13 protein-coding genes are annotated in these 12,096 nt (G+C 72.5%); 6 read left to right on the top strand and 7 right to left on the bottom strand.

Annotation, left to right across the window (positions count from 1 at the left end):
• Nucleotides 1-76: 76 nt before the first annotated feature.
• Entirely contained in the window at nucleotides 77-523 is a 447-nt protein-coding gene (locus tag ACIRPK_RS25685; RefSeq protein WP_403042137.1) for a MarR family winged helix-turn-helix transcriptional regulator, read from the top strand.
• Here the strand turns inward: ACIRPK_RS25685 and ACIRPK_RS25680 are convergent.
• The 5 genes from ACIRPK_RS25680 to ACIRPK_RS25660 all read right to left on the bottom strand — a co-directional run bounded on the left by ACIRPK_RS25680 (nucleotide 515) and on the right by ACIRPK_RS25660 (nucleotide 4,737).
• Nucleotides 515-1,465 (bottom strand): M56 family metallopeptidase, encoded by a 951-nt coding sequence (locus tag ACIRPK_RS25680; RefSeq protein WP_403042135.1) that lies wholly within the window; start codon nucleotides 1,463-1,465, stop codon nucleotides 515-517. The genes ACIRPK_RS25685 and ACIRPK_RS25680 overlap by 9 nt on opposite strands.
• A gap of 130 nt (nucleotides 1,466-1,595) precedes the next feature.
• Entirely contained in the window at nucleotides 1,596-2,129 is a 534-nt protein-coding gene (locus tag ACIRPK_RS25675; protein ID WP_403042134.1) for a DUF5134 domain-containing protein, read from the bottom strand.
• Between the two features lie 105 nt (nucleotides 2,130-2,234).
• Entirely contained in the window at nucleotides 2,235-3,014 is a 780-nt protein-coding gene (locus ACIRPK_RS25670) for an amino acid ABC transporter ATP-binding protein (protein ID WP_403042132.1), read from the bottom strand.
• Nucleotides 3,011-3,874 carry an amino acid ABC transporter permease gene (locus ACIRPK_RS25665; RefSeq protein ID WP_403042129.1) on the bottom strand — a complete coding sequence of 288 codons (864 nt, stop codon included), beginning with the start codon at nucleotides 3,872-3,874 and terminating at the stop codon, nucleotides 3,011-3,013. The genes ACIRPK_RS25670 and ACIRPK_RS25665 overlap by 4 nt, the downstream gene beginning before the upstream one ends.
• Nucleotides 3,871-4,737, bottom strand: a complete 867-nt coding sequence (locus ACIRPK_RS25660; RefSeq protein WP_403042126.1) for an ABC transporter substrate-binding protein — start codon at nucleotides 4,735-4,737, stop codon at nucleotides 3,871-3,873. Before ACIRPK_RS25660 ends, ACIRPK_RS25665 begins: the two co-directional genes overlap by 4 nt.
• 408 nt (nucleotides 4,738-5,145) lie before the next feature.
• On the opposite strand from ACIRPK_RS25660, the gene ACIRPK_RS25655 reads away from it, so the two are divergent.
• The 3 genes from ACIRPK_RS25655 to ACIRPK_RS25645 are packed head-to-tail and all read left to right on the top strand — an operon-like array spanning nucleotide 5,146 to nucleotide 8,389.
• A complete protein-coding gene (locus tag ACIRPK_RS25655; protein ID WP_403042124.1) occupies nucleotides 5,146-6,561 on the top strand; it encodes a DUF6421 family protein in 1,416 nt (471 codons plus the stop codon).
• Nucleotides 6,558-7,307 (top strand): SDR family NAD(P)-dependent oxidoreductase, encoded by a 750-nt coding sequence (locus ACIRPK_RS25650; RefSeq protein WP_403042122.1) that lies wholly within the window; start codon nucleotides 6,558-6,560, stop codon nucleotides 7,305-7,307. The genes ACIRPK_RS25655 and ACIRPK_RS25650 overlap by 4 nt, the downstream gene beginning before the upstream one ends.
• Nucleotides 7,304-8,389, top strand: a complete 1,086-nt coding sequence (locus ACIRPK_RS25645; RefSeq protein ID WP_403042121.1) for a threonine aldolase family protein — start codon at nucleotides 7,304-7,306, stop codon at nucleotides 8,387-8,389. The genes ACIRPK_RS25650 and ACIRPK_RS25645 overlap by 4 nt, the downstream gene beginning before the upstream one ends.
• Before the next feature lie 83 nt (nucleotides 8,390-8,472).
• On the opposite strand, the gene ACIRPK_RS25640 is transcribed toward ACIRPK_RS25645, so the two are convergent.
• Nucleotides 8,473-9,345, bottom strand: coding sequence for an NAD-dependent protein deacetylase (locus tag ACIRPK_RS25640; protein WP_403042119.1), 873 nt, complete (start codon nucleotides 9,343-9,345; stop codon nucleotides 8,473-8,475).
• A gap of 98 nt (nucleotides 9,346-9,443) precedes the next feature.
• Between ACIRPK_RS25640 and ACIRPK_RS25635 the strand changes: the two genes are divergently transcribed.
• Together ACIRPK_RS25635 and ACIRPK_RS25630 are read left to right on the top strand one after the other, a co-directional pair.
• Nucleotides 9,444-10,112, top strand: a complete 669-nt coding sequence (locus ACIRPK_RS25635) for an O-methyltransferase (protein ID WP_403042116.1) — start codon at nucleotides 9,444-9,446, stop codon at nucleotides 10,110-10,112.
• A 118-nt stretch (nucleotides 10,113-10,230) separates the two neighbouring features.
• Nucleotides 10,231-11,196, top strand: coding sequence for a DUF2199 domain-containing protein (locus ACIRPK_RS25630; protein ID WP_403042114.1), 966 nt, complete (start codon nucleotides 10,231-10,233; stop codon nucleotides 11,194-11,196).
• Nucleotides 11,197-11,252: 56 nt separating this feature from the next.
• Here ACIRPK_RS25630 and ACIRPK_RS25625 read toward each other — a convergent pair whose 3' ends face one another.
• Complete coding sequence (locus ACIRPK_RS25625; protein WP_403042111.1) at nucleotides 11,253-11,846, bottom strand: DUF4291 domain-containing protein; 594 nt, start codon at nucleotides 11,844-11,846, stop codon at nucleotides 11,253-11,255.
• Nucleotides 11,847-12,096 lie beyond the last annotated feature (250 nt).

Here is a 12,096-nt window from a genome sequence, read left to right as displayed (position 1 = left end):
ACATGCATATGCATTCAATGCAAGTCGATTTAATGCGCTTGCAATAGGTTCCGAGGCATGTGCTAGCGTGGATCCCGTGTCAGAACTCGATGTCACCGCCGACGAGGCGGCCCTGGTCGGCGGCTGGCGGGAGTTGCTGGCCCGCCACGCGGCCACCGCGTGTGCGCTCGACCGTGAGCTCGGTGAGCTGCACGGCCTGGGCATGAGTGAGTTCGAGGTGCTGGAGCGCCTGTTCGAGGACGAGCGGGAGTCCGACCGGGAGAAGCTCCGGGTGCAGGACCTCGCGCACCAGGTGCACCTGAGCCAGAGCGCGCTGTCCCGGCTGATCGGACGGCTGGAGAAGGCCGGGCTGGTCGAGCGGGCGATGTGCGCGGCCGACCGGCGCGGCATCTTCGTGATGCTCACCGACGCCGGGCGGCAGCGGTACCGCGAGGCGCGGCCGGTGCACCGCGAGGTGCTGGCCCGGACGCTGCGCGGCACCCCCTGTGTCGACCGGACGTCAGGCGACGGGGCGTCAGAGTAGGGCGTGCAGGCCGGGTGCCACCGCGAGCAGCACCGCGGCCGCCGGCGCGGCCAGGGCCGCCACGGTGAGCCGGAGCCGGTGCCGGACGGGCAGCCGGGGCGCTCCCAGCAGCAGCCGGTCCACCCGGTGCGGGGACTGGGCCAGCTGCTGCGGCGGGCAGCCGCCGAAGACCCCGCGGCCGCTGTTGATCTCGACCAGCGCCAGTGCCGTGGTCACCCGGCCGTGCCGCCGGGCGGCCCGGTCGTCGGCGGCCAGCTCCACCAACTCGCCCACCTGATCCCGGAACGCGCTGAACACGCCCACCCCGGGGAAGCCGCCGGCCAGTGCCTGCGCTGACTGCGCCAGCCAGTGGTGCCTGGCCCGGACGTGCCCGCGCTCATGACTGAGCACCGCCTGCAGCTCGCCGGCGGTGAGCTGTTGCAGCGCACCCGTGGTGACCACCAGCCGGGCGCCCGGCCCGGGCAGCGACCAGGCCTCGGGGCGGACGTTCTCCAGCACCACCAGCTGCTCGCCGGTGCGCCGGGGGAGTGCCAGGCCGCGCGGCAACTCCGGCGCGCGGTGGGCCAGTTCGGCGAACCGACGGTCGCGCAGCGCGCGGGCCGCGAGCACCTCCCGGCCGAGCGACCAGGCCGTCCAGACCCCGCCGGCCGCGAGCAGCGCGGCGGCCAGCCGGCCCCAGCCCTCGGCACCCGCCAGGCCGTACGCCGCCTCGACGCCGTGCGGGGCGCCGGTGAAGAGCAGGTCGCGCAGGGCGGGGAGGGCGGCCGAGGCGGCCAGTAGCAGGCTGAGCAGGCAGCAGAGCAGGACGGCGATCACCAGGCACTGCCAGGCGCAGAGCGCCAGCACCGGTTCGCGATCGGGCCAGGGCGCCCGGGCCAGCAGTCGGGGCGCCACGGTGGACAGCAGGACGCCTAGCAGCAACAGACCGATCAGAGCCGTCATGGCAGGTGCTCCCCCAGGCGGGCACGCGGGCGCGACCGTGCGCCTGCTGCCAACCTACGCGCTCGGCGGGCCGGTGCGGAACGCCCCCGGGCCGGTCAGTGACCAAGCTGACACGGCCGGCGGGCCGGGCTCACATGGTCAGCAGCATCGCGAACATCCCGACGCCCATCGCCGTCCGGCAAGCTCTCGAGACGGCGGCCGGCCCGACGGCGATCCGGCCGACGCCGACCGGGCCGCTCGGGCCGTCCGGCACCGACAGCAGCCGGCTGCCGGTCCAGAGGGCGTACCCGCCGAAGTAGACGAGCAGCGCCCCGGTCACGGCCGGTGGCCCCATCGAGCCGTGGTGGCCGGCCGGGGCCAGCCCCATGTACGTCATGGCGAGCGCGCCGACCCCGTGGTGCAGCCGGTGGGCCCTGGGCGCGCCCGGGGCCAGCGCGCCGAGCAGCAGGGCGAGGGCGAGCAGGGCGAACAGCCACCCCCAGACGATCCCGGGCCGGAGCACCATCCCGGCCATGCCGAGCCCCATCAGGGCCTCGGCGGCGTCCGAGCCCTGCCCCGCCGGATCGCAGTCGCCCCGGCCGGCCCGCAGCCGGTGGAGCCCGAACGCGGACGAGGCGACGGCGAGCGCCGCGAGCAGCCAGCTGACCAGGACCGGACCGTGCACGGCGCCCCCTCCAGACCGGTGTGCCGGGACTCACGGTCCACGATCACCGATCCGGAGCGGGCTCAGCAGGGCGCGAACGGGGGCGCACGGAGGTGTGACGGGTGGTCAACTGCTGGGCGCGAGCCGTCCGGAGGCGATGATCCGCTTCAGGAACTGCCGGGTCCGCTGCTCGGTCGGGTCACCGAGGACCTGCTCGGGCGGCCCCTGTTCGAGCACCACCCCGGCGTCCAGGAAGCAGACCTGGTCGGCCACCTCGCGGGCGAAGCCCATCTCGTGGGTGGAGAGCACCATGGTCATCCCCTGCTCCTTCAGGTCCCGGACCACGGCGAGCACCTCACCCACCAGCTCGGGGTCGAGCGCCGCGGTGATCTCGTCCAGCAGGAGCAGCCGGGGCCCGGTGGCCAGCGCCCGGACGATGGCCACCCGCTGCTGCTGCCCGCCGGAGAGCCGGTCCGGGTACTCGCCGGCCCGGGCCGCCAGCCCGAGCCGGTCCAGCAGTTCCAGCGCGTGCGCCTCCGCCTCGACCCGGGCCCTGCGGTGCACCCGGCGGGGCGCGAGCGTGACGTTCTGCAGCACGGTCAGGTGCGGGAAGAGGTTGTACGCCTGGAAGACCACGCCGATCCGGCGCCGGACGGCGTCCTGGTCGGCCCGGGGCTCGGTGATCTCCTCGCCGTCCAGGAAGATCGCGCCGTCGTCGATCTCCTCCAGCAGGTTGGCGCAGCGCAGCAGGGTCGACTTGCCCGAGCCCGAGGCGCCGATCAGCGCGGTGACCGAGTGCGCCGGCACGGTCAGGTCGACGTCGCGCAGCACCGGTTGGCCGCCGAACGACTTGCGGACCGCCTCCAGGCGCAGCACCGGTTCGGTGCCCGGCGGTTCTCCGGTCATACGGCGCCCCCCTGGAGCTGACGACGGTTCATCCGGGTGGTGATCCAGTCGGTGAACCGGGTCATCGGGACGGTGAGCACGATGAAGACCAGCGCGGCGACCAGGTAGGGCGTGTAGTTGAAGGTCCGGGAGGTGACGATCTTCGCGGCGAACACCGCGTCGATCACCCCGCCGATCGAGACGAGTCCGGTGTCCTTCTGCAGCGAGACCAGGTTGTTCAGCAGCGGCGGCACCACCCGGCGCACCGCCTGCGGCAGCACCACGTAGCGCATCGACTGGGCGTGGCTCAGCCCGAGCGAACGGGCCGCCGCCCGCTGGCTGGGGTGCACCGACTGGATGCCGGCCCGGAACACCTCGGAGACGTACGCCGAGTAGGTCAGCACCAGCGCGGCGCCGCCGAGCACCAGCGGGTCGGTGGTCACCCCGGTCAGCCGGAGCGCGGGCACGCCGGTGATCATGATCAGCAGGCAGATGATCATCGGCAGGCCGAGGAAGAAGTCCACGTACGCCGTGGCCAGCAGCCGGACCGGCAGGAACACCGGGCCGCGCAGCGTCCGCAGCACCGCCAGCAGCAGGCCGAGGACCAGGATCAGCGCCCCGCAGACCACCATCAGGGTCAGGTTGATCCGTAGGCCCTTCAGCACCTCGGGCAGGGCCAGCCGGGCGTAGTGCGCGTTGAAGAAGGTCTCCCTGGTGCGCTCCCAGCCGGGGGAGTTGACCACCACCAGGTAGAGCACCAGCGCGGTGGCCGCCGTGCTCGCGGTGGCCACCAGCACCGAGCGGCGGGCCCGGCCGCGCCGGAACGCCTCCCGGGCCAGCCGCCGCTCGGAGGGCCGGTACCCGTCGGTCCCGGTGGTCACTTGAGCACCGGCGCGGAGACGGCGTCGGCGAGCCACTGCTGCTCCAGCCTGGCCAGCGTGCCGTCGGCGCGCAGCGCGTCCACCGCCTGGCTGACGCAGCCGGTGAGCGCGCTGCCCTTGTCCAGCACCAGGCCGAACTGCTCGGTGCCGGCGGCGCTGAGCTGGCCGATCACCTTGGCCTCGGTCACCTCGGCACCGGTGATGTAGAACGCGGTGGGCAGGTCGACCACCAGGGCGTCGATCTGACCGTTCTTCAGGGCGGCCTTGGCCAGGTCGTTGTCGTCGAAGACGGCGGGCTGGGTGCTCGGCCTGATCTGGTCGGTGACGGCGGCGAGGCTGGTGGTGCCGACCTGGGCGCCCAGCTTGACGCCCTTCAGGTCGGCCAGGCTGCGGGCGTCGGCCGCCTTGGAGGTCTTCAGCGCCACCACGGCCTGCCGGACGTCGTAGTAGCCCGAGGAGAAGTCCACCGACTGCTTGCGCTCGGCGTTGACCGACACCTGGTTGATGTCGAAGTCGAAGTCCTTGGCACCCGGGGCGAACGCCTTGTTGAACGGGCTGACCACCCAGCTCACCTTGGACTTGTCGTAGCCCAGCCGCTCGGCCACCGCGAAGGCCACCGCGGACTCGAAGCCCTTGCCGTTCGCCGGGGTGTCCTTGGAGAACCAGGGGTCGTACGCGGGCTTGTCGGTGCCCACGGTCAGCGTGCCGGCCTTCTTGGTGGCCAGCGCGCCCTTCTCGCAGCCGCCCGCCGCCGCGCCGGAGGTCTTGCCCTCCTCCTGCGGCGCGCAGGCGGTCAGCAGCGCGGCGGCCGTCAGCAGGGCGGCCAGCGGGGCGAGACGGATCGTGCGCGGAACAGTGGTCACGAGAGGCTCCAGGAGGCAGCAGAGGTGAGATCGCCAGGGGGAGAACTGCCCAGCGGGCGCGCGGACACTCCGGTGGCGAGGTCTCGGGGCAGCGGGCATGGTCGGCGTACGGCACCGACTCCGCGGTGCCCCGACGAGGTGTCAGCGGCGGTGACGACAACAGTCCGCGCGACAACAGGAGGGCACCCGGAGCAGGTCGAGGTGGCGGACCGCCACGGAGATCACCGCCGGGAGCATGGCGGGAGGTTCGCACCCCATCGGCGGAACTGTCCAGATCGTCCGCGCAAGTGTCCGAATGGCGGACACGACACTGTTCACGTCAGTGTCCGTCCAACCCCCCTTGAACAGGAGAACCTTTCGAATCTATGGTGTCCCTGTCGAAATAACTCCTGTCGAAGTGGGTCTCTGATGCAGAATCTTTCGCCCGGGCTGACTGTGGCGGCCGAACTCTCCGGAGTCACCCCGGCCGGTCATGCGGCACACCCCGCCTGGCTGCGGCTCAAGGAGGCCGTCGAGGCCCTGCGCCCGCTGCAGTCCAAGGACGGCTCCATCGACCTCTCCACCGTCCAGCGCTCCGCCGTGGACCCGCTGGTGGAGACGGTGCTCGGCGCGGTCGAGGAGCTCACCCCGCTCTTCCCGCACTCGGCCGGCTACCTCACCGCCGTCCTGGCGGACCTGCGCAAGTGGGCCGACACCGGCTACCGCGAGCCCGACTTCCTGGACTCGCTGCTCGCCTTCCAGCCCGCCGAGCAGCGCGAGGACGGCCTCGAGCACCTGGTGGTCTTCCCGATGTACACCCAGAACGGCAACCCGGACCGCAACCTGGAGGCCGTGCTGCTCAAGGTGGTCTGGCCCGAGTGGCTGGCCGAGCTGGAGCGCACCCGGTTCGACAACCCGATGTTCGTGCCGATCACCTTCACCGACTTCACCGCCGGGTACGACACCAACTCCGCGGTGCTCTTCCCGGAGACCGTCGCGGTCCGCCAGGCCCCCGAGCGGTTCACCTGGGGCGGCATCTTCTGCGACCGCGAGGCGGCCCGCTTCCGCGCCGTCACCACCAGCGCGGTCAAGCAGCTCGGCCTGGAGATCCCGGCCGACGCGACCGAGCTGCTCGCCGACCAGCAGCGCGCGCAGCAGACCTTCGTGCTCTGGGACCTGGTCCACGACCGCACCCACAGCCACGGCGACCTGCCGTTCGACCCGTTCATGATCAAGCAGCGCAGCCCGTTCTGGATGTACGGCCTGGAGGAGCTGCGCTGCGACCTGACCGCCTTCAAGGAGGCCGTCCGGCTGGAGGCCGAGGGCTACGAGCAGGGCCGCGACGTCCAGTACGCGATCCTGTTCGACCGGATGTTCCGCTTCCCGGTCAGCGGCGACCGGGTCCGCAACTACGACGGCATGGGCGGCCAGCTGCTCTTCGCGTACCTGCACAAGCACGACGCGCTGCGCTGGCGCGACAACCGGCTCTCGATCGACTGGGAGCGGGTCGCCGAGGTCACCAACGCGCTCTGCGGCGAGATCGAGACCCTCTACCGGGACGGCATCGACCGCCCGAAGACCGCGCACTGGATCGCCGCCTACCAGCTGGTCTCCCGCTACCTCACCCCGCACCCGGCCTCCACCTGGGCCAAGGGCCCCGAGGCGCTCCCGCTCGGCACCGCCGACGGCAAGGCCCTGAACAAGGCGCTGTGCGACGCCGTGCTGCCGGACGAGTTCCCGCTCAGCATGTTCTACGAGGCCCTGGCCAAGAAGCTCAGCGGCGTGATCGCCGCCACCACCGGCATCACCGGTGCCTCCGCCGACCGCCAGGGGGCCGCCGCGTGAGCACCCGTCAGCTCGACGGCAAGGTCGTCGCGGTGGCCGGCGCCACCGGTGCGGCCGGCCGGGCCGTGCTGCGCCGGCTGGCCGCCGACGGTGCCACCGTGGTCGCGGCCGGCAGCGACGCCCGCCGGCTGGACGAGGTCATGGACGCCACCCGCGCCCAGGTCCCCGGCTCCCGGGTCAGCGGCCAGGTGATCGACCTGCTCGACCCGCAGGAGGTGCACGACTGGGCCGACCACCTGGAGGCCGAGCACGGGCACGTCGACGGCGTCTTCCACCTGGTCGGCGGCTGGCGCGGCAGCAAGACCTTCTTCGACAGCCGGATCGACGACTGGGACTGGCTGCACGACCGGGTGGTCCGCACCCTCCAGCACACCTCGCTGGCCTTCCAGCCCGCGCTGGTGCGCAGCGCCGCCGGCCGGTACGCGATGATCTCCGCGACCGCCGCGCACAAGCCCACCGCGGGCGGCGCCGCGTACGCCGCCGCCAAGGCGGCGAGCGAGGCGTGGACGCTGTCGATGGCGGACTCCTTCAAGAAGGAGACCACCTCGCCCGACGGGGTCCCGACCGCCGCGGCCGCGATCCTGGTGATCAAGGCCCTGGTCACTCCGGAGATGCGGGTCGAGAAGCCCGAGGCGAAGTTCCCCGGCTTCACCGACACCGCCGACCTGGCCGACACCCTGGCGGGCCTCTGGGACCGCCCCGCAGCAGAACTGAACGGACAGCACCTGTGGTTGACAGCCCGATGAACGTCGCCCCCGAGAGCGTCGGCACCGACGCCGTCCGCCGGCACGACCCCGCCGTCCGGGGCTTCGCCAGCGACAACTACGCCGGGGTGCACCCCGAGATCCTGGCCGCCATCGCGGTCGCCAACGGCGGGCACCAGGTCGCGTACGGCGAGGACCAGTACACCGAGCACCTCCAGCAGGTGTTCCGCCGGCACTTCGGCGACCGCGCCGAGGCGTACCCCGTCTTCAACGGCACCGGCGCCAACGTGGTCGCCCTGCAGGCGCTGCTGCCGCGCTGGGGTGCGGTGATCGCCGCCGAGTCGGCGCACATCAACGTGGACGAGTGCGGTGCCCCCGAGAAGATCGCCGGGCTCAAGCTGCTCACCGTGCCCACCCCGGACGGCAAGCTCACCCCCGAGCTGATCGACCTTCAGGCCTGGGGCTGGGGCGACGAGCACCGGGCCCAGCCGCTGGCCGTCTCGATCACCCAGAACACCGAGCTGGGCACGGTCTACACGGCCGAGGAGATCAAGGCGATCTGCGACCACGCCCACGAGCACGGCATGCTGGTCCACCTGGACGGCTCCCGGATCGCCAACGCGGCCGCCGCCCTCGGGCTGCCGCTGCGCGCCTTCACCACGGACGCCGGCGTCGACGTGCTGTCCTTCGGCGGCACGAAGAACGGTCTGCTGCTGGGCGAGGCCGTGGTGGTGCTCAACCCGGAGAAGGTCAGGAACCTCAAGTTCCTGCGCAAGATGTCGATGCAGCTGGCCTCGAAGATGCGCTTCGTCTCCGTGCAGTTCGAGGCCCTGCTGAGCGGCGACCTCTGGCTGCGGAACGCCTCGCACGCCAACGCGATGGCCAAGCGCCTGGAGACGGCGGTCCGGGACATCGAGGGCGTCACCGTGGTGCGTCCGGTCCAGGCGAACGCGGTCTTCGCCCTGCTCCCGCGTGAGGTGAGCGAGCGGCTGCAGAAGCGTTACCGCTTCTACTTCTGGGACGAGCAGACCGGCGAGGTGCGGTGGATGGCCGCCTTCGACACCACCGAGGCCGACATCGACGCCTTCGCGGCCGCGATCGCCGAGGAGATGGGCCGGGCCTGACGGCCGTCCCGTCGCACCGGACCCACCGACTGCCTCCCGCCGTTCGACGGCGGGAGGCAGTCGGCGTCCGGCCGTTCGTCAGGTCAGCGGAGCGGCTGGGGAGCCGTACCGCCGACCAGGTCGGCCAGCTCGGTCAGGGCGGGGCCGAGCGGCAGCCCGATCCGGGTGGCGGCCAGTTCGTCGCCCCGGGTCGGGCCCTGGTTCACGATCGCCACCGGGGTGCCGTCCCGGGCCGCCCGGCGGACGAAGCGCAGCCCCGACATCACGGTCAGCGAGGAGCCGAGGACCAGCAGCGCCTGCCCGGCCGCCACCAGCTCGAAGCAGCGCTCCACCCGGGGCTTGGGCACGCTCTCGCCGAAGAACACCACGTCCGGCTTGAGGACCCCGCCGCACTCCGCGCACGGTGCGACCCGGAACGCCGCCACCACGTCGTCCGGCAGCAGCGCGTCGCCATCGGCCTGGGTCCGGGCGCGGCTCTCCCGGAAGTCCCCGTTCAGCTCGGTCAGCCGCCGGTCGAGGTCGGCGCGCGGGGTGAGGTGACGGCAGGTCAGGCAGACCACCCGGTCCAGCCCGCCGTGCAGCTCCACCGCCTGCCGGGTGCCGGCCGCCCGGTGCAGGCCGTCCACGTTCTGGGTGATCACCGCCGACACGTGGCCGGAGCGGCGCAGCCGCTCGACCGCCCGGTGCCCGGCGTTCGGCTCGGCCCGGGCGATGGTCCGCCACCCGGCGTGGCTCCGCGCCCAGTAGCGGCGGCGGGCCTCCGCGCTGCCGGTGAACTCGTCGTACGTCATCGGGTTGCCGCGCCGTCTGCTGCCGGTCTCGCCCCGGTAGTCGGGGATGCCCGACTCGGTCGACAGCCCCGCCCCGCTCAGCACCACCACGCCCCGCCCGGCCAGCAGACCGGCCAGTGACTCCAGTGCCGCGGCCCGGTCCTCGTCCGCCACAGGTGCACTCATGCGGCCAGGGTAGACCTGCCCGGGGTGGGAGTCGGGGGCGTACCGCGGTGTAGTAGGTTCCTCCTGGGCACGAAGTAAGTATCGAAAGGGAACTCACTATGGCTCAGCAGACCTGGACCGCCGTCGACGACTACTTCAACGGCCTGTTGGTGGCGGAGGACGACGCGCTCCTCGGCGCCGTCGCCGACAGCACGGCGGCCGACCTGCCCGCCCACCAAGTCGCGCCCAACCAGGGCAAGTTGCTCCACCTGCTGGCCCGGATCAGCGGCGCCCGCAGCATCCTGGAGATCGGCACCCTCGGCGGCTACAGCACCATCTGGCTGGCCCGCGCCCTGCCGGCCGACGGGCAGCTCGTCACCCTGGAGGCCGACCACCGCTGCGCCGAGGTGGCCACCGCCAACCTCACCCGGGCCGGCCTCACCGACCGGGTCGAGCTCCGCCACGGCCAGGCGCTCGACACCCTCCCGGAGCTGGCCGCCGAGGGCCGCGCCCCGTTCGACCTGGTCTTCATCGACGCCGACAAGCCCTCGAACCCCGCCTACCTGGAGTGGGCACTGCGCCTGACCCGCCCGGGCAGCCTGATCATCGGCGACAACGTGGTCCGCGACGGCGCCGTCACCGACCCGTCCTCCGACGACCCCCGGGTCCAGGGCGTCCGCACCTTCACCGAACAGATCGCCGCCCACCCCCGCCTCACCGCCACCGCGCTGCAGACGGTCGGCTCCAAGGGGTACGACGGCTTCGTGCTGGCGCTGGTCACCGGCTGACCGTCGGGACCGCGCTCAGCCCTCGGGACCGCGCTCAGCCCTCGGGCGGAAAGGTCTCGACGGTCCGTCACGCCGCTCAGTAGGCTCCGCGCGACAACAACGGGGGACGGGGAGCGGCATGACGGCCACGGAGCTGCTGATCGCGGTGGTGATCGGCACGGCGATCGGAATACCACTCGGGCTCTGGCTGAAGCGACGCCTGCAGGGTGTCGGTTCCGGGCCGGAGGCGAACCGGGCCTTCGCGGACGGGCTGTGCCGCGAACTCCTGGAACGGACCGCCTACCCCGGCGAGTGGATCGACCTGGGCGCCTACCTGGCTGAGCAGCCCTACGCCCGTTCCCGCCTCCAGCGTCTGGCGATCTTCTCCCTGCTCCACCGAGACGGCACCCTGGACGAGCTGCCGGTCCCGGACTCGGTGGTCAAGGGCGGTGTCTCCGCTCGCCTCTCCGAGCGGGCCTGGCTGGACCATCACGAGGCCCGGGCGGCCGGCCGCCGTTCCGGCGACGATACGGGCGACCCGGGGGCGCCCGCGCAGCCCGCCGTACCGACCTGCCGCTGCTGCGACGAACCCCTGGACACCAGCGAACCGGCTTTCAACCTGGTGCTGCCCGACCCGTTGGCCGAACTGACGGAGGCGGAGCGGGAGCGGACCATCACCTTCCACTCCGAGCAGACCGTGCTGACCCGGACCCTCGGCGGTTTCGTCCGGGCCCTGCTGGCCGTGCCACTCACCGACGGACGGACCGTCAGCCTCGGGGTCTGGGTCTCCCTGGAAGCGGACACCTACACGCAGTTCGCCGACGCGGTGCACGGCCCGGACGACACCGCCGCCGGTCCCTTCGAGGGCAGACTCGCCAACGCCCTGGATCCTTGGGGCGAGGGCATCCTCGCCGCGCCCGTCTCGATCAGCTCCCCGCGCCGACCGGAGGGGCTGCGCACTCCGAGGATCCTCGACAGCCCCGTCCCGGTGGTGGCCGGCATCCTGCGGAAGCCGTGGCCGCCGGCCGAGATCCTGACGGGCGAGCGGGCCTGGGCGCTCGCGTACGACCCGGAGAATCCGCCGAAGCCGCACGCGCACCACTGATCGGAGCCTGGTGGGCGGGCGGCCGGCGCTTGGAAGCGGCCTGTCGCGTGCGTGCGTCAGGCGAGGAGGTGGGCCAGCACGCTCTCCTCGACCGGGTAAGGCCGCTCCCGGGGGAGCAGTTCGGCGGCTGCGTCCAGGTCTCCGCTGCGCACCAAGGCGTGCACCTGGTGAGCGAGTGGCGTCACGTCCGTGATGGAGACGGTCCACTCGTCCGCGTACCGGGTCGCCGCCTCTCCGCTGAGCCCGAGCTGCAGTGACCGGTACGGGAGCGGTCGGAGGTGCAGATCGCGCTCGGGGTCCCACTGGACGCGGGTCGGAGCCCGCTTGAGCTCGCGCTTCCAAGCGCCGTGCTCGGTGTGCAGGCTCCGCTCGTAGTGCGAGAGGCAGGCGTGCCGCAGCGCCCATTCGAAGCCGGCGCGGGAGATCTCGACGGCCAGTACGGTCTCCTGCCCCTCATTCAGACCCCAGCCGCAGCGGTACATCATCCAGAGGAACGACGGTTTGATCCAGGTCATCCGGCCCCGCTGCCAGACCGGGGGAAACCGACCGTCGCGGGCGGCCGGCTCGCCGATCTCGGGGCGGTAGGCCTGGTAGACGGTGACGGTGGTGGCAGTGTGCTGCGCGCGAATCCGGCGCTTCGGTTCCTCCATGGCACGAGGATGGGGCCGGTCGGGTGGAGCGGACCACTCGATTTTGCGTGCGAGCCGCTCCGGGCCGTTGGTCCCGCCGACGAGAACGTGCTGGTCAGGGGGCCTGGAGAGCGGCTGTCGGGCGGGTCGGATCGGCCGGGCGGAGGCGATTTGCTTGTGGGGCGGCGATGCCCGTACAGTTCCGGAGTCGCACCGCGAGGGGCGAAGAAAAGCGAGTCGGGTGAATGAAACTCCGGAAAACGGAGCGGAA

This window comes from Kitasatospora sp. NPDC101801 (genome assembly GCF_044766665.1).
Classification (GTDB): Bacteria; Actinomycetota; Actinomycetes; order Streptomycetales; family Streptomycetaceae; genus Kitasatospora.
Note: the sequence above shows the minus strand (reverse complement) of the source record. Positions and strands in the feature narration are given on the sequence as shown.

Excerpts from the sequence above, each read along its gene's own strand:
- ACIRPK_RS25625 (WP_403042111.1), bottom strand. The coding sequence starts at position 11,846 with ATGGAGGAACCGAAGCGCCGGATTCGCGCGCAGCACACTGCCACCACC.
- ACIRPK_RS25635 (WP_403042116.1), top strand. The coding sequence starts at position 9,444 with ATGGCTCAGCAGACCTGGACCGCCGTCGACGACTACTTCAACGGCCTG.
- ACIRPK_RS25640 (WP_403042119.1), bottom strand. The coding sequence starts at position 9,345 with ATGAGTGCACCTGTGGCGGACGAGGACCGGGCCGCGGCACTGGAGTCA.
- ACIRPK_RS25670 (WP_403042132.1), bottom strand. The coding sequence starts at position 3,014 with ATGACCGGAGAACCGCCGGGCACCGAACCGGTGCTGCGCCTGGAGGCG.
- ACIRPK_RS25645 (WP_403042121.1), top strand. The coding sequence starts at position 7,304 with ATGAACGTCGCCCCCGAGAGCGTCGGCACCGACGCCGTCCGCCGGCAC.
- ACIRPK_RS25655 (WP_403042124.1), top strand. The coding sequence starts at position 5,146 with ATGCAGAATCTTTCGCCCGGGCTGACTGTGGCGGCCGAACTCTCCGGA.
- ACIRPK_RS25680 (WP_403042135.1), bottom strand. The coding sequence starts at position 1,465 with ATGACGGCTCTGATCGGTCTGTTGCTGCTAGGCGTCCTGCTGTCCACC.
- ACIRPK_RS25630 (WP_403042114.1), top strand. The coding sequence starts at position 10,231 with ATGACGGCCACGGAGCTGCTGATCGCGGTGGTGATCGGCACGGCGATC.